This window comes from Syntrophorhabdaceae bacterium (assembly GCA_036504895.1).
Lineage (GTDB): Bacteria > Desulfobacterota > Syntrophorhabdia > Syntrophorhabdales > Syntrophorhabdaceae > PNOM01.
Genome location: DASXUJ010000109.1, coordinates 1 through 24,923, shown reverse-complemented (window position 1 = coordinate 24,923; position 24,923 = coordinate 1). Strand labels below are relative to the sequence as shown.

At 52.8% G+C, this 24,923-nt stretch carries 28 protein-coding genes and 2 tRNA genes; 12 read left to right on the top strand and 18 right to left on the bottom strand.

The annotated features are described in order from the left end of the window. Positions 1 to 5 precede the first annotated feature (5 nt). From fbp to VGJ94_15685, 3 genes are all read right to left on the bottom strand, one after another. Entirely contained in the window at positions 6 to 1,106 is a 1,101-nt protein-coding gene (fbp, locus tag VGJ94_15695) for a fructose-1,6-bisphosphate aldolase/phosphatase (GenBank protein ID HEY3278060.1), read from the bottom strand. After that, the gene (gene surE / locus VGJ94_15690; GenBank protein ID HEY3278059.1) at positions 1,103 to 1,852 is read right to left on the bottom strand and encodes a 5'/3'-nucleotidase SurE; all 750 of its coding nucleotides are present in this window, start codon (positions 1,850 to 1,852) and stop codon (positions 1,103 to 1,105) included. The genes fbp and surE overlap by 4 nt, the downstream gene beginning before the upstream one ends. A gap of 64 nt (positions 1,853 to 1,916) precedes the next feature. Then, a tRNA-Pro gene (locus VGJ94_15685) sits at positions 1,917 to 1,990 on the bottom strand. Positions 1,991 to 2,196: 206 nt separating this feature from the next. Between VGJ94_15685 and VGJ94_15680 the strand changes: the two genes are divergently transcribed. Next, entirely contained in the window at positions 2,197 to 2,781 is a 585-nt protein-coding gene (locus VGJ94_15680) for a carbonic anhydrase (protein ID HEY3278058.1), read from the top strand. Between the two features lie 213 nt (positions 2,782 to 2,994). On the opposite strand, the gene lgt is transcribed toward VGJ94_15680, so the two are convergent. The 4 genes from lgt to VGJ94_15660 form a co-directional block, all read right to left on the bottom strand. Next, positions 2,995 to 3,807: a prolipoprotein diacylglyceryl transferase gene (gene lgt / locus VGJ94_15675; protein ID HEY3278057.1), complete on the bottom strand. Its 813-nt coding sequence runs from the start codon at positions 3,805 to 3,807 to the stop codon at positions 2,995 to 2,997. A 64-nt stretch (positions 3,808 to 3,871) separates the two neighbouring features. Continuing rightward, positions 3,872 to 4,489, bottom strand: coding sequence for an HAD family phosphatase (locus VGJ94_15670; protein ID HEY3278056.1), 618 nt, complete (start codon positions 4,487 to 4,489; stop codon positions 3,872 to 3,874). Continuing rightward, entirely contained in the window at positions 4,467 to 5,168 is a 702-nt protein-coding gene (locus VGJ94_15665) for a hypothetical protein (protein HEY3278055.1), read from the bottom strand. Before VGJ94_15665 ends, VGJ94_15670 begins: the two co-directional genes overlap by 23 nt. A 148-nt stretch (positions 5,169 to 5,316) precedes the next feature. Continuing rightward, positions 5,317 to 5,532: a dodecin family protein gene (locus tag VGJ94_15660; GenBank protein HEY3278054.1), complete on the bottom strand. Its 216-nt coding sequence runs from the start codon at positions 5,530 to 5,532 to the stop codon at positions 5,317 to 5,319. A 169-nt stretch (positions 5,533 to 5,701) separates the two neighbouring features. On the opposite strand from VGJ94_15660, the gene VGJ94_15655 reads away from it, so the two are divergent. Both VGJ94_15655 and VGJ94_15650 read left to right on the top strand, forming a co-directional pair. Further along, entirely contained in the window at positions 5,702 to 6,586 is an 885-nt protein-coding gene (locus VGJ94_15655) for an amidohydrolase family protein (protein HEY3278053.1), read from the top strand. A gap of 40 nt (positions 6,587 to 6,626) precedes the next feature. Further along, entirely contained in the window at positions 6,627 to 7,505 is an 879-nt protein-coding gene (locus VGJ94_15650) for a hypothetical protein (protein ID HEY3278052.1), read from the top strand. Positions 7,506 to 7,593: 88 nt separating this feature from the next. Here VGJ94_15650 and VGJ94_15645 read toward each other — a convergent pair whose 3' ends face one another. Beyond that, a complete protein-coding gene (locus VGJ94_15645) occupies positions 7,594 to 8,022 on the bottom strand; it encodes a hypothetical protein (GenBank protein ID HEY3278051.1) in 429 nt (142 codons plus the stop codon). A 278-nt stretch (positions 8,023 to 8,300) separates the two neighbouring features. On the opposite strand from VGJ94_15645, the gene VGJ94_15640 reads away from it, so the two are divergent. The 4 genes from VGJ94_15640 to epmA are packed head-to-tail and all read left to right on the top strand — an operon-like array spanning position 8,301 to position 12,308. Next, positions 8,301 to 8,741, top strand: a complete 441-nt coding sequence (locus VGJ94_15640; protein ID HEY3278050.1) for a DUF2141 domain-containing protein — start codon at positions 8,301 to 8,303, stop codon at positions 8,739 to 8,741. Between the two features lie 4 nt (positions 8,742 to 8,745). After that, positions 8,746 to 9,468: a MerR family transcriptional regulator gene (locus VGJ94_15635; GenBank protein HEY3278049.1), complete on the top strand. Its 723-nt coding sequence runs from the start codon at positions 8,746 to 8,748 to the stop codon at positions 9,466 to 9,468. Next, entirely contained in the window at positions 9,465 to 11,303 is a 1,839-nt protein-coding gene (locus tag VGJ94_15630) for an NAD(P)H-dependent oxidoreductase (protein HEY3278048.1), read from the top strand. The genes VGJ94_15635 and VGJ94_15630 overlap by 4 nt, the downstream gene beginning before the upstream one ends. A 54-nt stretch (positions 11,304 to 11,357) precedes the next feature. Further along, positions 11,358 to 12,308: an EF-P lysine aminoacylase EpmA gene (epmA, locus tag VGJ94_15625; GenBank protein ID HEY3278047.1), complete on the top strand. Its 951-nt coding sequence runs from the start codon at positions 11,358 to 11,360 to the stop codon at positions 12,306 to 12,308. Here the strand turns inward: epmA and VGJ94_15620 are convergent. From VGJ94_15620 to VGJ94_15610, 3 genes are read right to left on the bottom strand one after another with little or no spacing between them, the layout of a single operon-like run. After that, positions 12,298 to 13,050 carry a YdcF family protein gene (locus VGJ94_15620; GenBank protein ID HEY3278046.1) on the bottom strand — a complete coding sequence of 251 codons (753 nt, stop codon included), beginning with the start codon at positions 13,048 to 13,050 and terminating at the stop codon, positions 12,298 to 12,300. The genes epmA and VGJ94_15620 overlap by 11 nt on opposite strands. Positions 13,051 to 13,052: 2 nt before the next feature. Further along, on the bottom strand, positions 13,053 to 13,946 hold the full coding sequence (locus VGJ94_15615) for a patatin-like phospholipase family protein (GenBank protein ID HEY3278045.1): 894 nt from the start codon (positions 13,944 to 13,946) through the stop codon (positions 13,053 to 13,055). After that, a complete protein-coding gene (locus tag VGJ94_15610; protein ID HEY3278044.1) occupies positions 13,921 to 14,565 on the bottom strand; it encodes an MBL fold metallo-hydrolase in 645 nt (214 codons plus the stop codon). The genes VGJ94_15615 and VGJ94_15610 overlap by 26 nt, the downstream gene beginning before the upstream one ends. A gap of 224 nt (positions 14,566 to 14,789) precedes the next feature. Between VGJ94_15610 and VGJ94_15605 the strand changes: the two genes are divergently transcribed. Further along, the gene (locus VGJ94_15605) at positions 14,790 to 15,449 is read left to right on the top strand and encodes a thymidylate synthase (GenBank protein HEY3278043.1); all 660 of its coding nucleotides are present in this window, start codon (positions 14,790 to 14,792) and stop codon (positions 15,447 to 15,449) included. Positions 15,450 to 15,526: 77 nt separating this feature from the next. After that, on the top strand, positions 15,527 to 16,066 hold the full coding sequence (locus tag VGJ94_15600) for a hypothetical protein (protein HEY3278042.1): 540 nt from the start codon (positions 15,527 to 15,529) through the stop codon (positions 16,064 to 16,066). A 10-nt stretch (positions 16,067 to 16,076) separates the two neighbouring features. Here the strand turns inward: VGJ94_15600 and VGJ94_15595 are convergent, their stop codons facing one another. The 4 genes from VGJ94_15595 to VGJ94_15580 all read right to left on the bottom strand — a co-directional run bounded on the left by VGJ94_15595 (position 16,077) and on the right by VGJ94_15580 (position 17,926). Then, a complete protein-coding gene (locus VGJ94_15595) occupies positions 16,077 to 16,967 on the bottom strand; it encodes a hypothetical protein (GenBank protein ID HEY3278041.1) in 891 nt (296 codons plus the stop codon). Positions 16,968 to 16,971: 4 nt separating this feature from the next. Beyond that, positions 16,972 to 17,604 (bottom strand): hypothetical protein, encoded by a 633-nt coding sequence (locus VGJ94_15590; GenBank protein ID HEY3278040.1) that lies wholly within the window; start codon positions 17,602 to 17,604, stop codon positions 16,972 to 16,974. Continuing rightward, positions 17,553 to 17,825 carry an HU family DNA-binding protein gene (locus VGJ94_15585; GenBank protein HEY3278039.1) on the bottom strand — a complete coding sequence of 91 codons (273 nt, stop codon included), beginning with the start codon at positions 17,823 to 17,825 and terminating at the stop codon, positions 17,553 to 17,555. Before VGJ94_15585 ends, VGJ94_15590 begins: the two co-directional genes overlap by 52 nt. Positions 17,826 to 17,852: 27 nt before the next feature. Next, positions 17,853 to 17,926, bottom strand: a tRNA-Met gene (locus VGJ94_15580). 137 nt (positions 17,927 to 18,063) lie between these two features. Here VGJ94_15580 and VGJ94_15575 point away from each other — a divergent pair. Together VGJ94_15575 and VGJ94_15570 are read left to right on the top strand one after the other, a co-directional pair. Further along, entirely contained in the window at positions 18,064 to 19,026 is a 963-nt protein-coding gene (locus VGJ94_15575; protein ID HEY3278038.1) for an NAD-dependent epimerase/dehydratase family protein, read from the top strand. 61 nt (positions 19,027 to 19,087) lie between these two features. Beyond that, positions 19,088 to 19,813 carry a ribonuclease Z gene (locus VGJ94_15570; protein HEY3278037.1) on the top strand — a complete coding sequence of 242 codons (726 nt, stop codon included), beginning with the start codon at positions 19,088 to 19,090 and terminating at the stop codon, positions 19,811 to 19,813. Between the two features lie 2 nt (positions 19,814 to 19,815). Here VGJ94_15570 and VGJ94_15565 read toward each other — a convergent pair whose 3' ends face one another. Both VGJ94_15565 and VGJ94_15560 read right to left on the bottom strand, forming a co-directional pair. Beyond that, a complete protein-coding gene (locus VGJ94_15565; GenBank protein HEY3278036.1) occupies positions 19,816 to 21,663 on the bottom strand; it encodes a hypothetical protein in 1,848 nt (615 codons plus the stop codon). A gap of 267 nt (positions 21,664 to 21,930) precedes the next feature. Continuing rightward, on the bottom strand, positions 21,931 to 22,518 hold the full coding sequence (locus VGJ94_15560) for a hypothetical protein (GenBank protein ID HEY3278035.1): 588 nt from the start codon (positions 22,516 to 22,518) through the stop codon (positions 21,931 to 21,933). A 411-nt stretch (positions 22,519 to 22,929) separates the two neighbouring features. On the opposite strand from VGJ94_15560, the gene VGJ94_15555 reads away from it, so the two are divergent. Beyond that, on the top strand, positions 22,930 to 23,418 hold the full coding sequence (locus VGJ94_15555) for a hypothetical protein (protein ID HEY3278034.1): 489 nt from the start codon (positions 22,930 to 22,932) through the stop codon (positions 23,416 to 23,418). A gap of 250 nt (positions 23,419 to 23,668) precedes the next feature. Here the strand turns inward: VGJ94_15555 and eno are convergent. Then, positions 23,669 to 24,923: phosphopyruvate hydratase (gene eno / locus VGJ94_15550; GenBank protein ID HEY3278033.1), on the bottom strand; the 1,255-nt coding region annotated here is incomplete at its 5' end.

The following is a 24,923-nucleotide window of genomic DNA, read 5'->3' as shown; positions in this document are numbered from 1 at the left end:
CTTATTCAGCCCCTTACCTTGAACCGGGGCTCCAGCCTTTCCATCTTCTTTACGATTCCCCCGTACTCGAGCTCCGAATAGGGGAGCATGGCCGAACCGGAGAAACCCTGCTGCCTCAGCTCGGTCGATTTACGAGAAACCATATTCCTTATATAATCCCAATAGGGATGGTCAAAGGCATCCGCCGGTTCCGTCAGCTTCCCCTTGTGCACGCAAAAAGCCTGGGCGGACACCACAGGGGGTCCGTCAAAATAGGAGACAGCGGAATTCATCCTGACCGGCATCAATGGTCCTGTATGGCTGCCCCTCATAAAACCCGCTACATAATGGCCGATATTAAAGGGGGCGAGTGCCTCGCCCGTGGCGGGGAAGGGTCCCTGGACCCGCACCAGCATGACGGGATCGTCTTTGCCCGTATATTTACCCGCGATATTGTGAAGCCTCGTGGTGCTTACCGACGCGGCGATCTCACCCGTTTCCCTTGAATAGATCGATTCCACCACGAACCGCTCGTTGTCCCGAAGCAATGCCGCAATGTCGTAGAGCTCTTCAGGCGCGTGCAGCTCTATCACCCTGTCCCCTTCCGTATAGCCCACGTCCATGATCACGAATTTGAAACCCTTCGCCATATTGGGTGAGAGCATGAGGCCCGAATTGTACATGGGATCGGCGAAGGCCAGGTACAGGGGGAGGTTATACGCCCCCGGGTCGGTCTTGTCGGCCGCGAAGAAGACGAAGGGCTCGTTCGGCCTCTCTTCGAACTCCATCTCCGCCACTGCGGGTCCCATGCCCCTCACATTTCCGGAAAAGGAATCCTTGAGGAGGTCCTGACCGGCGCCGTAAAGGCCCTGCTCCTTCGCGATCTCCGTGCCGGCGATAAACGCGTCCCAGGCGAGTTTGTGGATACCTTCGTTGCCTACTCCGTGGCCATGAGAAAAAAGTATCGCCACATCGTCTCCGGTGTGGCACACGAAAAAATCATATGCGAGTTCCTTGCCTTCGTCTCCGATGTACTCAGATACCCTTTTGAGCAGCCTTTCGCTCGGCTTGATATGACCGCCGATGCTCCCAATATCAGCCTTGATGACGGATAATGTGGTCTTCATAAGCTCCTCCTGAAAGTTTTTTGATACATCTCAATAGAGCTTTCGCTCGTATTATCGAGACTCAGAGGGGTAATGGAGACATATCCTTTTTCCACGGCAGTAAAGTCGGTTCCTTCGATCGGCTCGTACTTGTCGCCGTCTCCGCCGATCCAATAGTATTTCCCTCCTCTGGGATCAATTCTTTCAGTTACATTATCATTATATATCCTTTTTCCAAGCCTTGTCACCATAAAACCCGGGATCGATTGACGGGGGAGGTTCGGTATGTTGATGTTGAGGAAGACCGATCTATTCCGGGGCAGGTTTCCGATTATCCCCAGGATCTCTCCGGTCACCTCTGCGGCGTCGCTGAAAAGGAAACCCCTTCGGGCGCAGATAGATACCGCGATCGAGGGGATTCCGAGAAACGCGCCTTCCATTGCCGCCGCGACCGTGCCCGAATAGTTTACGTCCTGTCCCATGTTGGGTCCGCTGTTCATGCCGGAGATAATGAAATCGGGTGTTGCCGGGAGAATGGCCTTTGTGCCCAGATAGACGCAGTCGGCCGGGGTCCCGCTCGTGCAGAATACCTTCTCCTCTATCTGCCGTATCCGCAGCGGCTTATGGAGGGTAATGGCATGGGCCACGCACGTCCGCTCCTTGTCGGGCGCCACCACGTACACGTCATGGTTCTTCCCGAGCACATCCTTGAGAACGAGAAGTCCGTGGGAATGGACTCCGTCATCATTCGATAAAAGGATTAACATAGATCACCTGCTGAGATATTGATGAGTGAAGGACCGGAAGAGACTAAGGTGCGTTGTAAATAAATCGGGGCGACTGGATTTGAACCAGCGGCCACTTGCACCCCATACAAGTGCGCTACCAAGCTGCGCTACGCCCCGATGAGAAACAGTTTATAAGATTCTCGTTCAAAAGTCCAGAAGTTTCGGCAGGGAATCGAATCCCCGGCGTTGATAGCTCGAAGGGACCGCTCAAAGTTTTCCCCTCCCGGGGCTGCCCACTGTGGACGGTGAGTGAGGCAGAAAAATGTTGATGATCCGTGCTTTATCTTATAATATAATCAAAAAAATCATTCATGGGGGTATCGATGTCAAAGGGCTCGAATGCTGAAAAGGCTTTGCGGCAGCTCGCGGACGGCAACGGGAGGTATGTCTCCTCGAAGCTCACCCATCCTCACCAGGGGGCCGAGCGGCGTCTCGAGGTATCGAAAGGGCAGGCGCCTTTCGCCGTGATCGTGGGCTGCTCCGACTCGCGTATTCCGCCGGAGATTGTCTTCGACCAGGGGCTTGGAGACCTCTTTGTGATCCGCGTAGCGGGAAATGTTCTTGACGATCTGGGCATGGGAAGTATCGAATATGCGGTCGAGCACCTGGGCGTCTCCCTCGTTCTCGTGTTGGGCCACGGGAAATGCGGCGCCGTAGGCGCCACCGTGCAGGGCGGGGAAGCCCATGGACATATCGCCCATATCGTGAAGGCCATCGAACCTGCCCTCGACAAGGCCCGGGGGCTCGAGGGCGATCTTACGGACAATACCATCCGCGCGAATGTGGGTCTGGTAGTCGAGCAGATCAGGTCCTCCCGACCCATTCTCGCCAAAAAGGCCGATGAAGGAAACCTGAAGGTCGCAGGCGCTTATTATGATATTGCGAGCGGGGTGGTGGAATACATTTGAAAGGGGACTATTATTGGGGCTCACGTCGCCCCCTCAGTCGGCGAAGCCGACTGAGCCTCCCCGTCTCGCTCGCTGTGCGAGCTACGTCACGCGGGGAGATTGCGTAGGTAAGATGCTTAAGGGGCACGCTTGATTGGTTTCGGTTGAGCGTGCTTTTTCTCGCTCCTTTGGCGACTTTATCCAAGAGATACCGGTGCGCGAAAAACCGGTCCGTTATTTCTGGGGCTCCCGTCGCATGCCTTTGCTTTTCTCCCTGGCGGGCAGGTAGAGGAATTTTAGGGCCAGGCCCGTGAGGATCATGAAGATGCTCAGGATTTGGCCCATGGAGAGGATGCCGAAAATGTAGCCCAGCTGTACGTCAGGCTCTCTGAAGATCTCGCAGAATATCCTGAAGGCGCCGTAAAGGATGAGGAACAGGGCGAGCACGTCCCCGTCTCTTTTCTTTCTGTCCTTGTATATCCAAAGTATAAGGAACATGAGAAGCCCCTCGAGGCCCGCCTCGTAAAGCTGGGACGGATGTCTCGCCACATTGCCGCCATGGGGGAATACCATCGCCCAGGGAAGGTCGGAGGGCTTTCCGAAGAGCTCGCCGTTGATGAAATTGCCTAACCTTCCGAATCCGATGCCGATAGGGCAGGTCGGGATAATGAGGTCCCCGATGCCGAAGAAGTCGAGTCCCTTCTTCCTGATCACGATATATCCCGCGATAGTTGCCCCGATGAGGCCGCCGTGGAAGGACATTCCCCCGTGCCACAGGACAAGCGCCTCCGCGGGGTGCTCGATATAAAAGCTCAGGTTATAGAAGAGCACATATCCCAGCCGCGCCCCCAGGATAAGGCCGAGGATGAGATAGAAGAAGAGGTCGTCTATCACCGCCCGGTTCACGGTGAGCTTCTTTTTTTTGAGCTGATAGATCACCAGAAGATACGACGCTGCAAAGCCGATCACATACATAAGGCCGTACCATCTCAAAGAGAGAGGGCCTATGGTAAAGATTACCGGATCTATTTTCGGGTATGCGATCATCGGAGCCCGTCCTCACCTTCTCTCATGTTCCATCCTTTCGGGGTGCGGAAATTCCTTTCCACGGTCAAATGCCGCTTCTCCTGATGCTCTCCCAGAGGCCCGCTGCGTCCCGGAAGACCGTGCCCTGAAATCCGTAGCTTTTTGCCGCCTCCACATATTGGCCGATATCGTCCACATAGAAGACCTCCTGGGGAGCCACGTCCATTTTTTCAAAGATGACGTCGAAGATTCTCTTTTTCGGTTTTTTTGCACCTACTTCAAAGGAGAGTATCCATTCGTCGAGAGTATGGACAATGGGAAAATGTTTGATTATGTAGGCAAAATGAAGCTCATTGGTATTGCTCAGAAGAAAGACGGGGTAATCCTTGCTCTTAAGATACTGAATGATCTCATTTACTTCGGGATTATGTGCGAAAATAGGATTCCAGATCCTTTTGAATTCTTCGAAGTCCATTTCAAGACCATAGCGGTCCCGGATGGTCGAGAAGAATTCAATAGAAGAGATGAGCCCCTCCTCATAAGGGTTTACGAAACCTTCTTCGAGATCGAACATGAAAGAGAAGCACTCCTGAGGGGAAGGCACGATTTTGTCTTTCACCTTCTTCAGCAGTTTCACCACGATCTGCCGGTGCTCAAAAGGTACGATCACATTGCCGAGGTCAAATACGAACAGCTTGATCATAGATGAATACCTTCACGGGGTTTAGGGGAGCAAAAAAATTGCGCGGGTCGTCGAGATGCCGCCAGCCCGTGATATGGAGGAGCCTTTGTCCACGGTGGCGGACCATGAGGACCTTGATCTTGTGGGACATGTATTCGTCTCTCACTGCCATTTCCTCCGTATAAGCCGCCGTATTTATACCTTCTTCGAAATAAAGACGTGCCAGGATATGCTCATATCCATTTCGCTCGCTCGTCTCCTCGCAGAGGAGCCTTTCCAGGTTTTCCGGGTCGAGAAGCTTTCCGATCTCCCTTAATCTCAGATATGAGAAAAAATCCATGTCGATCAAATATACGGGAGCCCCATGTATCCGGCCATATTGCAGTGCCCCCGCGAGTTCGAAAGGCATCTCCACGTAAGACAGGGCCATGGATACCGCATTGTCATAACATGGCAGGTTGTCCCTTTTCAACCTATTATGGACCTCCTCGATGCGCTGCCTGTACGCAGGCCCCCTCTCCTCCCGAAACCTTCTGCCATAATTGGAGAATTCAAGGGTAACTACCGCGGGTGAGACCGCATCGAGCCATTGATCCAAAAGGGCGGGACCTTCGGGTGCCCGGTGGATCACGCCGAGCATAAAAAAGTCATGCTCCTTTGACTGCCCATCCCCATAGGATTCCTTCCCAAATCTTTCCATACCACAATATGAAACGTAGCGGCAGGGGAAATGTCAAGGGTCTCTCCCGGCCCTCCCCGACGGGGGAGAGGGAAAAGGGCAAATATTCGGCAGGTATCTGAAATCCGAAGCGGGGACAGGAAGACGTCCTTCCGTCCCCGCCCGCTCTTTAATCTTCTCCGTGATATTTGAATGAAATGTTTACCCGGGCCCGGTAATTGGTCACCTTTCCATCCTCAACGGTCAGGTCCAATTTGGAGATTTCTGCAACCCTCAGATCTTTGAGCGTCTTGGACGCGGTTTCAACCGCGTTGCGGGCCGCCTCTTCCCATGATGTGGTGCTGGTGCCGACTAACTCGATTATTTTGTAGATGCTTCCGGACATGTTACACCTCCTGGTTAGGATTCTGTTACGCCCTGTGCCTGAACCCCTTTGTCTGAAGCCCCAATGCCACAGAATCTATATGGTGAATCATAAAGCCGGATTCGCCAAAGTCAAGCGGTCGGAGAGCGGCTCCTTGACAATCTTTTCTCATTGATATAAAAGAAGAAAAGTGCGACTCATCGACGTCCATATACATGTAGGGCACAGATTTGAATGGACGGAGCCCGCCCGAAGGCTCTGGATGGACACCGGTCCCTATGTCCCGCGGATCTTCGATGAAAAAGGGCGGCAGATGCCCGACGCATATGGGGAAGCCGTAAAAGAGGAAGGTGTGGTAGGCGGGATTCTGATTCCGGAGCACTCGCCCCTTACCGCCGGGGTGATGCCTTTCCAGAGGGCCCTCGAGATAAATTCCCTCCATCCGGAGCTGATTCCGTTCGCGAATATAAATCCAAACTATCATGACGATCCCATGACCGCTTTCGTGGACCAGCTACACCGCGGTGCGCGGGGGCTAAAGATACACCCGATTCACGGTTTTTTTTATGCAAACGATCAAAGGCTCTACCCCCTTTACGATAAATGCGAACAGGAGGGGCTTATTGTAATGTTCCATGCAGGGACCAGTGTCTTTCAGGGCTCCAAAATGCGTTATTCCGATCCCTACACCTTCGATGACGTGGTGAGTGATTTTCCTCTCCTGAAGGTCGTCCTTTGTCACGGAGGGAGAGGGTTCTGGTATCATATCGCGGAATTCATGGTGAAAAGGTTCGAGAATGTCTATATCGACATATCAGGCCTTCCTCCCGGCAACCTCCTTCAGTACTTCCCGTCCATGAAGAAGTGTGCGACAAAATTTCTGTACGGGACCGATTTTCCGGGTGTCCCGGGTATCAGGAGGAATTTTGAAGTCCTCGCGGGTCTCGTCAAGGACTCGGCAATCCTGGAGCGTATCGGCTTTAGGAATGCCTTCGACCTGTTCGGATTCTGGAAGGAGGGACAGGTGTCACAGGGAAGAAGCGTGAACTCTACTGAAGGCTGTGGTGATAGTTGATAAGGGAAGAACATTAAATCCATTCGATAAGGGGAGAATTATGAAAATCGATACGTGGAGAATCGGTAAGGTAGGGGCAGTCTTGTTCCTGATTTGTGCAACGGTATTGTCTCTTGTGACCGCCGGAGTCGCCCAAACAGGTGCTCAAGTGGCGGAGGAATTTCTCAATAAGAAGCCCATCACCTCTTTTGACGCGACAATGACCCTCGATCAGGCTCGGAAAGCGCAGGGGGAATTCATTGCTGCAATCAGCAAAGAGCTCGGGGAGCCGGTGGGATACAAGGCGGGTCTCACCAATCCGAATATGCAGAAGATGTTGGGTGTGTCGGAGCCTATACGGGGCACTCTGTTACAGAAGATGCTTCTCCCCAATGGAGCCGTGGTGTCGGCCGATTTCGGCGCCATACCTGTGGCTGAAGGCGACCTGATCGTGCGCGTGGGAGACGAAGCGATCAATGAAGCGAAGACCCCGGTGGAGACCCTGAAGTATCTCGATGCGGTGATCCCCTTTATCGAACTCCCCGACATGGTCTTCGGTAAAGGCGTAAAATTGACCGCCCCCGCGATAGTAGCGATCAACGTAGGCGCACGATACGGGATATTGGGGAACCCTATTGCCCTTGCGACTACTCCCGAATGGCAGGAGAGGCTCAAAAATTTCACGTTCCAGATGTTCGATGAAAAGGGAGTGATGGTGGCCGAGGGGAAAGGCACTGCCCTGCTCGGAGGTCCCCTCAATGCAGCCTTCTGGATAAAGCAATCACTCGCTGCCGAGGGGAAGAGGCTTAAGAGGGGCGATCTCCTTTCCCTCGGATCCCTCACCAGGCCGATCCCTGCAAAACAGGGCGCCGCGCTTAGGGCGAAATACCTCGGTCTCGATCCCAAGGGGCCCGTGGAAGTATCGGTGAGTTTCAAGTAACGCCCGGACCGACCCCTGTAGCGGGTTTGAGTATCCCTTAAGGGGCCTTAAAATTGGCGATGGGCAAGGGCAATAAGCGCAGGGTCGCTCATAGGGGCGGGCCCTGCTCGTTTTTCCCATCCAGGAGCCTCCGCAGGATCAGGGCTCCCCTTCGCACATTACATATATAGAAGAGGGAAAGGAAGAGACTCATTCCGAGATAAAAGCACCCCTCAAAGAGGAAGGGCAGAGCGGCAGCTGTTGCGAGTTTCGCTTCGGACACATCGTAGAACGCCTGGTACCACATAACGAGTGCAGCGGACCAGGCAAAGACCACCCCGAAGGTACTTACCCCGTTCACGGCCCTTATTTTTATGAGAGAACCCCCTTCCGTCTCAAGGATGGTGCCCTGGAAAAGGGGTAGAATGCCCCCTATATAGTCCTTAGCCTCTTTAATATTGAACCCGCGACCGGTAAGCTCACCCCGGAAAATGGCCCGTCGGGCGTCGCCTTGGTCCTTGCGCAATGCATTTCTCAATATTATGAGGATAGCCTCCCTTGATAAATCGGTCTTTATCTCGAAACTCTCTTCCCACGGAATCATCTTCATAGTTTTTGTGTAAGTCGGAAAAGTCCGTCCTTTCCGGACACTCGCTAAAGTATTGTAGGTGCTGCTCTCATAAAATGTCAATTTGCGACCCGGTCGTGAATAATTGTGTTACAAAGTGTAAAGTGGCACTTGACACAATTCACTTTATGGTATAGAATTGTTCTGTAACGGATGGTGAAGATATCGAAAATTGTAAGGAGGAGCATATGAAGATGAAAGGCATTGCATGCATCTGGTGTGCAGTTTTTCTGTTGGCCCTTATCGGGCAGGTCGCGGCCCAGGATGGAGCAACGCTTAAGGTCTCTGTGTCCGGGTTTCAAAATGACAAAGGCGACGCAAAAATATCTATTTTCAATTCAAAAGAGAGTTTTGCGGCCGGCGACACGGGCTTTCGCGCGGCGGTGTTGCCGATCAAGGGCGGGAAGGCCGAATGGGTGCTCTCCGGCCTTCCCTACGGAACGTATGCCATAAAGATATACCACGATGAGAATGGCAACGGAAAACTCGACAAGAACAGCTTCGGCATGCCGAAAGAGAAATACGGCTTCTCGAATAACGCCAGGGGCTCTTTCGGGCCTCCTGGTTACGATCAGGTGGCGTTCACTTTCAATAACACGAACAATACGATAACGATCACCGTGGAGTGAGGCGATGGCAGGCAAAGGAACAGGGGCGGACGAGAGGAAGAAGAGGCCTGAAGAGGGCTTGAGAATGAAAGAATTGACCACGGCCACGGGCCTGCCGAAATCGGCCATACTCCATTATGTCGCTCAGGGATTGCTCCCGGAGCCAATAAAGACCAGCAGGAACATGGCATACTATGCACCTGAATGCGTGGAGAGGATCGCCTTCATAAAGTCCCTTCAGGAACGGTACTCCTTTCCCCTTAACAAGATCAGGGGAATTCTCGCCTCAAAAGACGAGGGTAAAGACCCTGCAAGGATCATCGAGCTGTGTGAGGTCATATTTCAGGGGCATGAGGGGCCCGTCTTCGACAAAAAGGCTTTTTGCGAGGCAACGGGGCTCGACCCGCGGCAGGTGAAGGCCTTGAGGGACGCGAAGCTCCTCCTGCCCCTCGACGACGAGAGCTTTAACGGGCAGGATGTGGTGATAGGGGCCCATTATGCGAGAGGGCTCGCACTGGGTCTTCATGTGGCGGACCTGTCTTTCTACGCAGAGGCGGCAAAGAGGATAGTGGACAAGGAGATGGCGTTGAGAAAGAAATTGACGGCCCGCCTGCCCGAGGATCAGGACGCGGGCCTTACTGCCCAGCTGGTACAAGCGGCCCGACAGATCAGGACCTATGTCCTCGACCGCTCGTTTCAGACCTACGTAAGCACAATGAAGGATTTTAAAGGGGAGGAAGACGCATGAGAAGGCTTCTCGCGGCCGGAGCCCCGGTCATGGTGTCTCTCTATATAACTGCGGGCAATATGACGGCTTTCCGTCTCTCCGTCATGCGTCCCCTGAGTCTCGCGGCCCTGCTTTTGATGGGGGGGATTCTATACGCCAAGGGAAGAAGGGAAGGCCTTACCGCCCTGGACAAGGGCTTTTTCGCGTACATAGCCGTCGCCAATGCTCTGTTCTGGTTTTTCCCTTACTCTATTTCAGGAATAGTAGCCGATTTCCCGACCGGCATTCTCTTTGCCGTCCTCTTTTCCGCCGTCGCGTTCCCGGCCTTGGCAGGGCGGTATTTTACGGAGTATTTCGCGAAGAAGACATCTCCGGAAGCGGTATGGCAGACCGATATCTTCAAAACGATCAATCGCCGCATGACGTGGGCATGGGCTGTCATATTCGCTTTGTCCGCCTTCGTGACGACCATGCCGTTGCTTTTTGATCTGCCGGGCAATCCGGGGACGGGGTTCCTCTTTCAGGTCGTCCTTCCGGCGCTTTTCATGCTGGGGGTAGGCGTTCCCATGAACAGGAGATACCCCGCGTACTACCAGAGCAAGATGGGTATAGAGCCGCCCGGACCGGAACCTGTCGGATGCGATACCAATAAGGGCGCACATTTAAGTGAGGCACCTCCGAAGGAGAACAGGATGGAGAATGGAATGGAAAATCAACGAAAAGTAGTGGCTATTAACGGCTCACCCCATGAGGGTGTCGGCAATACGAGCCAGATGCTCGGGATGATCGCGTCCGTTCTCGCCGGCGAGGGCGTGGCGATGGAGGAGATCTATCTGGCAGGCAAAAAGATCGATTATTGTATCGGGTGCGGCGCCTGCCTGGAAAAAGGAAAGTGCTGGCGTCCGGATGAATATGCGGCCATAGCCGAAAAGCTATTTTCCGCCGATGGAATTATTTTCGCCTCTCCCGTCTATTTTAATCATGTGACGGCCCAGATGAAGACTTTCATCGACCGCTCCCTCGCGTTCGGTCACAAACCCCGGACGAGCTGGAAACCGGGTCTTGCCGTGAGTGTGTCGGCGGGTAGATCGGAGACCGCGACCGCTCAATATCTGGCCGGCACTCTCCATGTCTTCGGCGCCTTCGCCGTGGGGACTTTGACCGCCATGGCAACGGGACCCGGTACTTTTATGGGTAAAGATCTCGTGGAAGCAAGGGCGCGCGACCTCGCCCTCGATCTTGTCCGGGCTATAAAGGAGAAGCGCCAATACCCGGCCACCGACGAAAACCTCTCTTTCTACCTCTTCATGAGGGATCTTGTGGTGAGGGAGAAGGAGTTTATGCGCGATGATTATCGTCACTGGCAGGATGCCGGACTCTTAAAAGGTTTCGAAGCCTATATGGGACAGAAATATGCTGCACCCAATTTTGATCCGGAATTCAGAAAAGAATGGCTGAAGGAAAACATCAGGGAATCGAAGTCGGCGGAGAGGGTGATTACCCTGTCTCCGGAACCATCTCGCGGCCCGTCATCCGTTATATCGTGCCGAGAGTTTCTCATGCTCATGCCCGGGGGACTCAGAAAAGATGAGGCGGGAGATCTTTCGGCGATCTACCAGTTCGAGATCACGGGTTCAGAGGAGTTCGTCGCCCACCTTGCAATCAAGGACGGGGCCTGTCTCTTTCACGAGGGTCCCCATCCTCATCCCGATGTGACCATAAAGGCGCCTGCGGATCTGTGGCTTGCCATATCGCAGGGCAATGAAGACGGGCAGAAGGCGTTTATGGCGGGAAAATATAAGATCGAGGGCAGCGTAGCCCTTCTCATGAAGCTCGGGAGGCTTTTCAGGGGTTGAAGAAGAAAGGGGTTGGGCAATAAGAGATCCAGACGATAAAAAACCGGGTGGGGGATGAAAGAACGAGAGATACTGGAGATAAGGCACGAATATACAAAAGCAATACGGGAATTTTTTTACAAGGGCGATTACCTGGAGGTGGAGACCCCGAGCCTCGTGAAAACGTCTCCGCCCGACCCTCACATCGATCCTGTTGAGGCATGGGTGGGAAAGAAAGGGCCCTTCTATCTCCACACTTCTCCCGAGGTACACATGAAACGGCTCCTCGGGTTCGGCCGCGACCGGATTTTCCAGATATGCAAGGTCTTCAGGGTCGAGGAGCTGGAGGAGATCCATAATGTGGAGTTTACCATGCTCGAATGGTACCGGGAGGGGACTTACGAAGAGGCGATGAAAGAGGTCGAGGCCCTTGTCTGTTTTGCGGCCAATGCCCTCGGCCGGGCCGACAGGGCCCGGTTTGAGCCGCCCTTTGCCGTCTACGACCTCGACCGGCTATTCGTCGAGAAGACTGGTGTCGACCCGTTCCCGCTCGACAGAGACGCTCTCGTCAAGGCGATGGGAGAGAGGGGCTTCAGGGGCATCGATGAAAGGGACGAGTGGAGCGACCTTTTCTTCAAGCTCCTTATACAGGAAGTGGAAGGCGCCATCAGAGATGAAAGACCCTATTTTATCAAGGACTGGCCCCAGGCCATCCCCACCATGGCAAAGAGCCGGGCGGGGGGGAAGGTGGAGAGGTTCGAGTTATATATAAATGGGGTGGAGATCGCGAATGGCTATACGGAGCTTATTGACCCCGTGGAACAGAGGGCGCGATTCCTGAAAAGCAACCTGGAGCGGGTAAAACTAGGGAAAAAAGAGTTTCCCCCGGACGAAACTTTCCTGGAGGACCTTTCCTCTCTCACGGGTTCTTACACGGGGGTCGCCCTGGGAATGGACAGACTTCTTATGAGCCTTCTCGGCCTCAAAAAAATTGAAGAGGTGATGATTCATAGGTTCAGAGTGTGATCTTATAAAAGAGTATGCCGATGTATTCCCTCACCGCTGCGGTCACGTTCACGGTGTTGTCGATGTCGGGGAGCCAGGAGAAAGGGTCTGCGGCGCCCGAAGCCCTGGAGCCTGCGGGAAAAGGGGTGACGGGCCCGGAAAGTTTATTGAAGAGCATGACGGACCTTCTCATGTGAAAGGCGCTGGTAACGAGGAGTATGCGTCTGAACCCGCGCTCCTCGCATATGACGCGGGTATAATAGGCGTTTTCGTACGTATTCCTGGCCCTTGTTTCTGTAATGATCAGTTCTTTATCGACACCGAGGTTTATGAGATATCGTTTCGTGATCTCAGCCTCAGTCTCTCTGCCAAGGTAATCTCCACCGGAAAGGATGATCGGTTTTCGGTCGATGAGGTAGAGGCGGTAGGCGGCCATCACTCTGGTAAGGGCTTCCGGTGAAGGCAGACCTTTTCCGTCGATGGTCGGCGCCCTTGGATTGGCTCCGCCTCCCAATACGACATACACGTCGCACTGCGCGATTTTGACGAGGGCGGGAATCTCATATGCCTTTTCCAGATTGCCGAGGAGCAGGTCTCCCACGGGTCCGATGGATGTCAGGTAAATGGCCGCGGCGAGCGCGAAAGCGGCAATTCGTGCCTTTTTGCGCGCGAAGAATGCGACGATGAGAGCGGCCACGACGAACAGGCCCGGGGGTATGAGACAGCAGGTGATCAGCTTCTTGAGAACGAAGGCGACGATCATCCCTACCGACTCTTATACGCGTCAATGAGCTCTTTGATCCGGGGAAGGGCCTTTTTGGCTGCCTTTATGCCTTCCTCCATCATTGCCTTTTTCTGCGTAAAATCGAACATCGATACGCCCCTTGCATCGGGCTCGATTATCACGTCCGCGTGGCGGAGCTTTATTTTATTGCTCTCATGCATCATGATGCTTGCAGACTGGCCTATCATATCGATGCAAGAGCCCAGATTATAATCTTTCACATCCTTCGAAAGGTTTACCGCGATCACGATGTCCGCGCCCTTATTTTTCGCGATATCGCAGGGGACATTGTCCGTGACGCCTCCATCCACCAGGAGTCTTTTGCCGAAGGTCACTGGTACGAAGATTCCCGGTATGGCTGACGATGCCCGAATGGCCTTCGCAAGGGAGCCCTTTTCCAGGGTGACCGTCTCGCCTGTATTGATGTCGGTAGCAACGGGATAGAAGGGGATCTTTGTCTCTTCGACCGTCTTCACCTTTGCGGTCTGCTCCACGAAGGCCTCGAGCCGCGCCCCTTGTACGGGCCCCCATTTCGAATTGATGACGGATATATCGAGTATGTCGTTCCTGTCGATTTTGAAGGCAATCCATTCGAGCTGGAAACTGTCGGGATTTGCCGCGTAAAGACCTCCGATGAGACTTCCTACGCTGGTCCCCACGATCATGGAGATGGGGATTTTCTCCTGCTCCAGCACCCGTATCACGCCCACGTGGGCGAACCCCTTGGCTGCACCGCCCCCCAATACGAGGGCGATCCTGGGCTCTGCCCGGCGCGGCACAACCGGGGCGGACTGGCAGGAATAAATCAGGAACGCTGCTGCCAGCAGGAGGAGAGAAAGCGAAAGATACTTAGCGGGGCGCCCTGATCCCGACATAAGGGTTGAAGGCCTTTTCGTGTTCGATCGTACTTTTTGGCGTCTCTCCGTAATTATGACCCGAGGCTACAACGGTCTCGTCCGGAAGGGTGAAGAGCTTGCCGTGCACGGATTTCACGAGCGTCTCCCACGAGCCGCCGGCGAGGTCCGTCCGTCCCACCCCTCCCACGAAAAGAGTATCTCCTGTAAAGACGATCCCGTTATGGTAGAGGGAGATGCTGCCCGGAGAGTGACCCGGTGTATGCAATACGGTAAGAGATGTCTCGCCGATGATGATCTCGTCTCCGTCTTTTACGGTCTTATCGGCAGGCGGTGACGGCTCCGCCCCGAAAGACGCCATAAGGGAATGGGACTGGTTCGTGAGACTCATCGCCTCGATTTCATGAATGATAATTTTGGCGTCCGTAAGGTCTTTCATCCTCTTGTTTCCCATAATGTGGTCCACATGGGAATGGGTGTTGACGATATACTTGATGGTATAGCCTTTATCCGTGGCTTCCTTGAGCAGTCTTTCGCCATCAGCCGCCGGATCGATCACGAGCGCCTCATTCGTTTTCTTGCATGCCACAATATAGGCGAATACGGCGAATCCCCCGACTTCAATCTGTTTTACGTACATAGGACCTCCTGTGTGATGGATAATCATAATATGTTTCCCTCTCCTTTTTCAAACAGATTGCGTAAAAGCCCTGATGGCGGTGAAGGCAAGCTGCGTTCGCCGTGGTGAGACCGATTGTTCCGTCAGTCCATTTTTCTTTTGCAAGAGCGATGAAGGTTATGCCAGAATATGGAAAGCCGTTTTTGGCGGTCCTTGGGAATCACTATATCGGAACAGGAGAGAAAATGTATATCGAAGGGACAACGATCGATGATACGTGGAGGAGTATGATGGCGGCCTGCGTAGAGCACGGCGTCGACTATGAAGTGAAAAAGGGCTCATACGTTGGTCAGTTGAGGAAACAATTCTCCAATGTAATGATCAAAATAAGAACCCCCTGGGTCCGTCCCCTTGCGCCCATTCTCCCGCCCTCTCTCCCGGGACCCACCACGGATGAGGCGATTCAGGAATACTTTGTGGAGTATCTGATGGGAGACATAGTAAAACCGAATGAGGATTACACCTACGGCAGCTTCATAGTGCCCCAGATAGAGGCAGCCATAGGGATACTCAACGAGTCCCAGGGAGGCACCAACCAGGCGTGTATCACTGTGGGAGACAGGGGGTCCATAACTCAGGCCGATCCCCCCTGCCTGAAGGTAATAGCCTTTGACGTTATTAAAGGAAGGCTCGCGATGTCGGTCTTTTTTCGGAGCTGGGACGGCTTCGCCGGATTTCCTCAGAATATTGGCGGACTGCAACTTCTCAAGGAATTCGTGCGGGAGCAGTTGAGCTTCGATTGCGCCGATGGAGAGATATACTGCTATAGCAGCGGGCTTCACCTTTACGAGCAGTACTGGGACCTCGTGGACCAGCTCTGCTACGGCACGCGGTGCAAACCCTAGATGCCTTGTTCCGGTTCTTCTCCCGTCGCGCCTGAACCCGAAAAAGATTGCGATCATCCGATGGATTGGAGGCCACTATGAAAATGAGGAAATTATGTATCGGAGCATGTGCGGGGGTCTTTATCGTCCTCCTTTTTTCGTGTGCATCCGATCCCGGTTTCAAGGCCTATCGGGATGGGCTCTTCTACGGATCGAAGGCACTCGAGAAAGAGGAGTACCGAACCGCCCTCGATCAGTTCCTGAAAGCGGCCGGGGGGCAGCCGGACCAGCCGATCTCGTTTGCCCTGGCCGGACATGCGGCATATCAGCTTGGCGATCTTGCGGCTGCGCGTGGCTATCTGGCGGAGGCCGAGAGGCTCGACCCGAGGGAGCAGACCCAATCGTATGTAATTATCAAGGGGTTTCAATCCCTCATCGCCTTCAGGCAAGGCCGCAGGGAGGAAGGCATGGCTGCCCTCGGTGAATATGTGAAATTTTACCGCCACTCCTATCCCGATTCAACGTATGACGAGGTGAAGAATATGCTCCAATCGGGAAATATCAATGTTCCCGGTCTCGAAACCTTAATCCTGCATCAGATGACGCGATACGAGAAAGAGGTATTTCTCTTCTTTTAGGCCTTCCCCTCTATTGATCCCGGGACTGGGCCGCAATAGAGTCGTAGACCTTTTTTATCCTGCCCTGTACGAGTTCCAGCTCTTTGGGATGGGTGAGCGTTTCCGTCTCAAAGGTTTCGTTGGAGGGGTTGAGCAAGGTAAGGTACAGGAGGTCGTCGGCGGCGGGGACCAATTCCACGAAGACCCTTCTCTGAAAAAGGAAATAGATGCCGTAATAGGATGCGGTAATGTAGCAGTCCTTGCAGTAATATGCGGTGAAGCTCAGGATTTCGTTCACCATCTCCCTGTAGGATGCCTGCTCTATCCTCTCGATATGGTCCCGGACATGGGGAGACTTTATGGAAGCGGCGATCCTTACCTCCCGCGCCTCACGAGCGGACGATGTCCCATCCGGCAGGAGACTTCCAAGATTGCGACTCAGGTAAATGATCTCAGGATAGGAGAAGGAGGATTTGAGCCATAACCGGTGAAACAATGCATCCCCTTCCTCCCATGGGATCTCCTTTTCCATATCGATGAAGAGGTTCCTTCGCGTGAGCTTATCGAAAAAGCTCTCTATCCCTTTTCTTTCCATGCGGCTGTCCACATAGAGGCTCCATATCTGGTTATACCGTGCCGTGATCCCCGGCTCTTTATCCTCAAGGGGGGTAATTTTCGGATTGTATTGGAACAGGGGGTCGAGGACATCGCTTATGTAGATAAAGAGACGGAATATGCGGCCGAAAAGAAAAGAGTCGTCGCTCCAGATGGTAATCTTGACGTCGAGAGAAGAGCCTTTTCTTTTGATAAAGGCTTTTTCATTCCAGGGTGAATCCGTTTTTTCGACAAATATGCTTCGGATGGAGGGGGCTATTCCGAGTGAATCGATTGCAGTTTCCGCAATTCCCCGGATTGTATCCAATCTTCTAGAATTCGCCTTCCAGACCGTAAAGCGCCAGAAGGAGCTTTTTGGATTTCATCCATGGAGAATCCGATTTTGTGGAAAAGGGGGTAGTTTCAAACACCTTGAGGAGGTATTTTCTTGCCCGGTCCGAATCGCCTTTTTTTGCATACATGTAGCCGAGATCGTAGGAAGACATCTCCCGGATAGAAGTATATTTCGGTATAAGCTGATTCATCCTGTTCAATTTGATGACAAGGTCTTCCCGCTCGCCTTGAGAGACGGAGGAGTCGCTGATGACCTTTTCATAATGGGTGCGGAAAAGCTTCACCGTCTTGAGAACATCTTCCGAATAGTCGTTGATCCTGATAAGTGTAGGAAGAGAACCCTCGAACTCCCCTTTTTTCATCTGCTCTTCTGTTTTCTTAAGATAATCCTGGACGGTCGCGTCGTTTATCGCCGATTCCTTCTGCGCTACCGGCTTCTTCGGCTTCTTATCCGCCCGTTGCGCCCACGAGGACGTTCCGGCAGCAATAATGATGCACGCCATGAGCACGACAAAGAGGAAAGAGCCCGCTCTTCTCCTGTATTGTGGAGCTTGTACGGCTATATCGCGTCTTTCAGTTTGTTTCCTGGTTTGAATTTCGGGATTTTGCATGCCGGTATCTTGATCTCCTTTCCCGTTCTCGGGTTTCTCCCTATCCGTGCCGCCCTTTCCACGACTGAAAAGGTGCCGAAACCGGTCAATGTGATCTTGCCGTCCTTTGTCTTGAGGGCTTCGGTGATGTTGTCGAGAAAGGCATTCAAGACTTTCTCCGCAACGGACTTCTTTATTCCTGAACTGTCTGCCACGTTCGCGATAAGCTCGGATTTGGTCATGCCCTACCTCCCGTGAAGAATAAAAAATGGCGGTGCAGGGAATTGAACCCCGGACACTGCGGATATGAGCCGCATGCTCTAACCATCTGAGCTACACCGCCGCTGATTTGATATATGATATAATACTAGCCTTGTCAATACCAAAAAATAAGCCTCCCATTGGCCCTCCTATTTTTTTGTAGGCCCACGACTTGCAGCTGTGGTATAAAAGCAACAGGTTTTGTAAGGGAGGAAAAGAATGAAAGTGCTCGTGAGCGGCGGATGCGGATTCATCGGCTCCCATGTGGTGGACGCCTTTGTCCGCGAGGGTCATGATGTAGTGGTGATAGACAATCTATCCTCAGGAAAGATTGAGAATCTGAACGGGAAGGCGAAGCTCTATGTCCGTGACATCTGCGATGATGCGATCGAAGAGGTATTTCGTGAAGAGAGGCCGGACATCGTGGACCATCACGCGGCGCAGATCTCCGTGCCCCAATCGGTGAAAGAGCCGCTTTTTGATGCGGAAGTTAACATCAAAGGAACCGTGCGGCTGCTCCAACTCTCAAGGATGTACGGTGTCGGGAGATTCATTTTCGCATCCACGGGAGGCGCCATATATGGAGAGGCAGACCGAATACCGACGGATGAGGAATACTGTCCCGAGCCGGTTTCGCCCTATGCGATCGCGAAATTTGCAAGTGAGAAATATATAAATTTTTTCCTCCATCAGCACGGTCTCCCCTATACGGTCCTGAGGTATAGCAACGTATTCGGACCGCGCCAGATCCCTCATGGAGAAGCGGGGGTGGTCGCCATCTTCACTGAACAGCTTCTGACCGGAGTGCACCCGACATTAAATCATTTTCCGGAAGAAAGTCGAGGCATGGTGCGTGATTACTGTTACGTCAAGGATATTGCGCGGGCCAGTCTTTTGGCCGCGGCAACGGAGGGCTCCGGTATTTTCAATATAGGCACGGGAACGGGCACCCATACCCTCGAGCTTTACACTGCGATAATGGAGGTCCTGAGAGGCAAGGGGCATACTGCCCCATCGGGATTTGACGAGCCGCTGAGGGATGTGGCCAGGCCCGGAGATATAAGGGCGAACATTCTGAATGCGGGGAAGGCAAAAGCAGGACTCGGCTGGACCCCGTCCTATAACCTGAAAAGCGGTTTAGCGGAGACAATAGACTGGTACCTGGAGAGAAACGGCAGATAAGAGGCGGAGCCGGAATGGGTTGCGCGAGACCATAAGCGTGCGCGACGGAAGGGAAGACGGGATGAGGATTAAGATACTCGGCACGGGGACCTCCATTCCTTCCCTCAAAAGAGGTTCCTCCTCGTACGTCGTTCATGGGGCGGGAAAGACAATCCTGATAGACGCCGGCCCTGCCGTGGTACGCAGGCTCCTTGAATTCGGGTACGTCGTCGATGACATCGATATCCTGATCATTACCCATTTTCATGTCGACCATACGGCAGATCTCTCCACCTTCCTTTTCGCCTGCAATTACGGCCTCACTGCCAGGGAAAAACCCCTCTCCCTGATCGGAGGGCAGGGGATGCATAAATTTTTCCGGGGCCTAAAAGCGGTCTATCCGTGGCTTGCGCCAAAGCACTACCTGCTTACCGTAAAAAGCTTGCCTTCCGGCTCAATCGAGGAGGATGGGCTCCGCATTGAGACTAAAAAGATGAATCATAACCGTGAATCAATAGGCGTGACCCTGATCGTTGACGGCACGCGGTGTGTAATTACGGGTGATACTGATTATTCATCCAATCTCGTGAGCCTTGCAAGAGATGCGAAGCTTCTTATTGCCGAATGCGCGTTTCCCGAAAAAAAGGTGAAGGGTCATATGAACCTTGAAACTCTGAAGAGAGTGGTGGGCGAGGCAAAGCCGCAAAGGGTGATCCTTACCCACCTTTACCCGGATTGGGATGATTTCAGGGGTATACTCCACGCCCCTCTTCTTCTCGGCGAGGACGGGCTGGAGATCAGGTTGTAATTCTAGATTTTTTTCTTAAGGATGCAGAGGCCTTCGCCCGATTCTACTTCATATCTCTTCGAGCGCTTCAGTTCGGGCACGAGCTGATCGATGGCGTGAGGAGAAATGATCACCAGCTTCCCCTCCTGCTTCAGATAAGGCATGGCTCTTTTAACAAAGGCTTTCGTAGCCTCTGCAAGAGGCAGCTCCTCTTCCCATGCATAATTGAGCGCGGGCTGTACGAAAATGAAATCAAAGGCGTTAGTCAGGAGAAAGGGAAATTCTATCTCTAAATGAAAAAAGCCGTTTCTCTTTGCAATCTCTTTAGACTCCCGGAACCAGTCCTGGCTCTTTATGGCGGCCCAGGCTGCTTCGTTACCGTCCAGACTGAAAATCATATCCTGAATCCGTCTGTTTTCGACGGTCTTGGTAAAATAGGTGGCAGTCATCACGTCCATGAGGTCTCTGATCCGCCCGGTAAAGGTCTTGAGCCGTATTTCAGTCGCCATCCTTATCTGCAGGTCTTCCTTGATCTTATCGGAGAGAGAGAAAAAGAGGGCGTAAAGCTCTTTGAATTCGGCGATCATCTCCTTGGGATGTTTGTTGAAAAGTGCCATTTGATTGGTTGTATCGACAATGCTTGAAATATTCTTAAGAGGCATGCCTATCAGGGGATTACCGAGTCTGTAGTTTCTCGCGTAAATGCCGAAACGGTTCTCCATCGTGTTCTGAAGGATATCGAAAGTAATATGCGACCTTTCTATGCCGTAAAGCACCGTATCGAGAATGTGCTTCTTCAGGCTCTTCTCCTCCTCCCATTCCCCCCTGAAGGTATTTCTCTCCCTGTAAGGCAGGATAAAGGAAATATACGCCAGGGCATCAACGAGCTGGGTGGTGAAGTTGCCGAAACCGGGGGTGATATCGAGGATCCTCAGGGAAAAAATGTCTTCCTTCGTAAGCTTCCTGTTCCGGTCGGCGAGCATGATCTGCTCGAGGTTAGGGTTTATATCCCCCCCCGTTTTGCTGAAGACATAGGAAAAGATGTCCGCATGATCGTAGCTGTTGGCAACGCTTCGATCGGTTACACCCCTTCCCCCCACATCCACATTCTTCTCGTGCAAATAAAGCTCGGTGGAAGGGAGTTTCCAGCCCCCGAAGAAGGACTGGTACATATCCACCGCGGTAGGATAAAAATCGACCTTCCGTTTCTGACCGCGAAGCTTTTCCTGAAAAAGATGTCTTTTCTCGCTTAATTGACGGATGAGGGTGGTCCTCTCGTCTTCGAGGGCCTGGGGAAGCAGTTTTTTAAGTCCCCCGCAGGAGAAAGCCCCGCAAAAGAGGCGAAGGGCCTCCAGATCTTCCTCAAAGACCGCCCGCTCGAGATCTATCTCGATAACCCTGGTTTCGAATTGAACCGGTCGTTTCATCAGGATCCACTGTTTCCCGTTGGTGAGCATGCCCCACGGCGTTCTCGATTTCTTGAGGAGATAGAGCATCTGATAGAGGGGCATTTTGTTCTCAAATTCGAGATAGAAACCGCTTATGCCTTCATGAAGGTTCCGGCCGTATCTCTTCAACAACACTATTCCGAGGGCACTGGTGTAATACTCCCGGGTGCCCCATAACTGTGACGTCTTCACCCTCTCTTCTTCGGAGCTGAAGAGGGCCACGTCGGGATTCTTTATCTGCTCTTCAAAAAATTTGGGTTTCGATTCGTATACATAGCCGAGATTCTTGAGTATGGGCTTCACCAGATGAATCTCGGTATGGATCTCGCTTGCAAACTTTTTGATATCCTGGAATTTCGTAAGTAGATCGAAAAGGGAGGCGCTTAATTCCGCGTTCTCCGGAAGGGAAACGACCGTCTCCACGCTTCGTGAGGAGAGTAAAGTATTTCTTAATACACAGGAAGACATTTCTTTGAAAGAATAGACGTTTAATCCTGTTTAGTCAAGGAATGGTGTGCCTTTTTCCTTGACCCGGGGGTGAACGTACCGATTCGCTCCGTTTCCCCTGTTTCATCCCGATAAATATGGCAAAGGTGAGTATGCTTGGAAGCAGGGGTGAGCGGGCCTGCTATTTTCGTTCTGCAAACCAGAACAATAGGGAATAGATGCGGTTCGGGCGACCGGCGTCCTTCACTTTGTCCCGCCCGCGTCATGCCTGCGTTTGGCATCCGGTTCGTTGGCGAGGAGTCTTTCTTCTATCCGGCTCGCGATCTTTGCCGCCATCTCCTGAAAGCGGTCGATCGGCGCCCGGTATTTATGGAACATCAGCATCTGCTCTTCCCTTACTTGATAGAGGAAGACTTCGGCCCTCACCTCATCGCCGGTCCTTACGTATCGCCCGAAGACGACATAATGGATCTGACTTTCGTGCCAGAACTCCGGGTTCGGCCACACCTGATCGCTCTTTGTCCGGGCAAAGGCGACGTTGGACAGGATCTCCATCTTTGCGGGATTAGGATAGTAAATGATATATTCGAAGGCAGGACTCTTTCCGAGATGGGAGACGATCCTCCGCCTCAGGTCTGCCCCTCCGTCTTCGCCGCTTTGTTCCTCAAAGGGAAAGAAAATAATCGAGACGAAGCAATCCTGGGAGGAGAGGGGATGTTCCACCATCGGGATGTATGCGTATGAAAAGCCTGCAAGCATCAAGGCCATCATCAGGCCTATGGCACTGCGGCGAAAAGAAGGGATCCCATATCGGGTAAAGAGCTTTTTCATTTTTTCTATTGCTCCTTGCAGGCTTCTCTTTCGTTAGGGTCTGGTTTCAGGCCCTTGCCTGTCTTATTCCATAGTCTCTTTCCCGGCCGCTCTCTTTTTCAATGGGTGTTTCGACATATTTTCTGTCATCTTTTTGGCCACATCGACAGGTGAGCTTTCTTGCAAGGGTTATCTTCGGTTCCCTTTGCCGGCCCGGCGGAATCGATCCCGTGGACCAACCGCCTGAATTCACTTGACAAATGCCCCGACCCTGTTCTATTACATAATTTCATCACTCGTTCGGGAGCGGTGCTGAGCGGGCTTTGAGAATGGTCCTGTGCCCTCAGGGCAGAGCGGATTGCAAAGGGAATTTAATGTGGGACCGGAGGGAGTAAAAGTTCTCCCTCACGGCTTTCACCAAGGGGGGGATTTATGGGTGACTATGACGACGAAAGGCCTGATTGGCGGGAGATAGATAGAAAAAGGGACCGAAGCGGGGGTGGGGGCGGGAGTAAAGAGCCGAAAAAAGAGAGACTTACCGATAGATGGAAAGCGGGCCGGGTAAAGGAAGCACTCGACCGGATCTTTATGGGAGAAAAAGGCACGCCGGAACATGACAAGGCCTACCGAAAGCTTCATAACGCCTATGGGTCTGAAAGATTTGGAAAAACAGTAAATGCCTATATTGAAAAATACGGACCGCCCGACGACGTGCCCACTCTGATCCTCGTTCTGGATGCGAAGGATTCGGAGATCATGGAGAAGGTTTTCGAAAGGTTCAAATCGGTGTACGGGGGACTCTCGGGACGTCATAAAGAAGATATACTGAGAAAGCTGTCGATTATGGCCCTTTCCGATAAATCAAAAGAGGTCCGCATGAAAGCCGGTGAACTGATGGAGGAATTGAAGGGGGCACCATAGGCGAAGGCTTCGCCAACGCTGCCCCTTTTATCTGCTACGGTTCAGATCCGGAATTTTCCCGCACAAAAGCCCGGAACGATCTGTCGTACGTCTTCTCCCCCTCGGAGGTAAAAAAGCATCCCGGGACCTGTTTTTTATCCCTGTGATAGGCCACGCACTCGCAGCACTTACCCCGTCTCGCACACCCTTCATAGGTGCAGGTGCATAAAGAGGGGTTTTTATCCGCAATACATCCCATCTGTTCCCCGTTCTACCTCTTGCGGATGCTGTAAAATACATCCGCTCCGCCGAACACGGATATTTCACCCAATTCATGCTCGATCCTCATGAGCTGGTTGTACTTTGCGATGCGCTCGCTCCGTGATGCGGATCCCGTCTTGATCTGGCCCACGTTGGTGGCCACGGCCAGGTCCGCGATAAAGGTATCTTCCGTCTCCCCGGAGCGATGGGAGATGACGCAGGTGTAACCGGCCCTTTTGGCGATCTCTATGGTGGTGAGGGTTTCAGTCACGCTCCCTATCTGGTTGAGCTTGATAAGGATGCTGTTCGCCACGCCTTTGCTTATCCCTTCCATGAATATTTTCGGATTGGTGACAAAAATATCATCGCCTACGATCTGTATCTTTGCCGCGCACCGGTCGGTAAACTTTTTCCACCCCTTCCAATCGTTTTGGGCGAGTCCATCTTCTATGGATATAATCGGGTAGTCATTGATAAGGGAATCGTAAAAATCGACGAGTTTGTCGCTCGTCCAGGTGTTGCCGTCTATCGAATATTTTCCTTTTTTGAAGAGCTCGCTCGCCGCCACATCGAGAGCGAGGAGTACCTCTTTCCCCGCTTTGTAGCCCGTTTTCTCGATTGCGGTAATGAGAGTATCGAGGGCTTCTTTTGTGGAGCCTATCTGGGGGGCAAAACCGCCTTCATCGCCCACGCCGGTGGCGAAACCCTTACCCTTCAGCACGTCCTTCAGGGTGTGAAATATCTCCGCTCCCATGCGAACTGCCTCGGTGAAGGACTCCGCGCCCACGGGAACTATCATAAATTCCTGAACATCCAGCGAATTCTGGGCATGAGCGCCGCCATTTATGACATTCATCATGGGCACTGGCAGCTCTCTCGCCCTTACGCCCCCAAGGTACTGATAAAGGGGTATGGCCATATAGTCCGAGGCGGCCCGGGCGATTGCCATGGATACGCCGAGAATGGCATTGGCCCCGAGATTGCTCTTGTTCTCCGTGCCGTCAAGCTCGATCATCAGGTTGTCGATATAGGCCTGCTCGATCGAATCGAGCCCCGTTATCTTGGGTGCGATTATATCATTCACATTCGCCACTGCCCGGAGCACGCCTTTTCCTCTATATCTTTTCGGATCGCCGTCCCGCAGTTCGAGGGCTTCCCTTTCTCCGGTAGATGCTCCCGAGGGGACGATTGCGCGCCCCATATAGCCGCTTTCCAGAACGACCTCGACCTCGACTGTGGGGTTCCCCCTGCTGTCGAGCACTTCC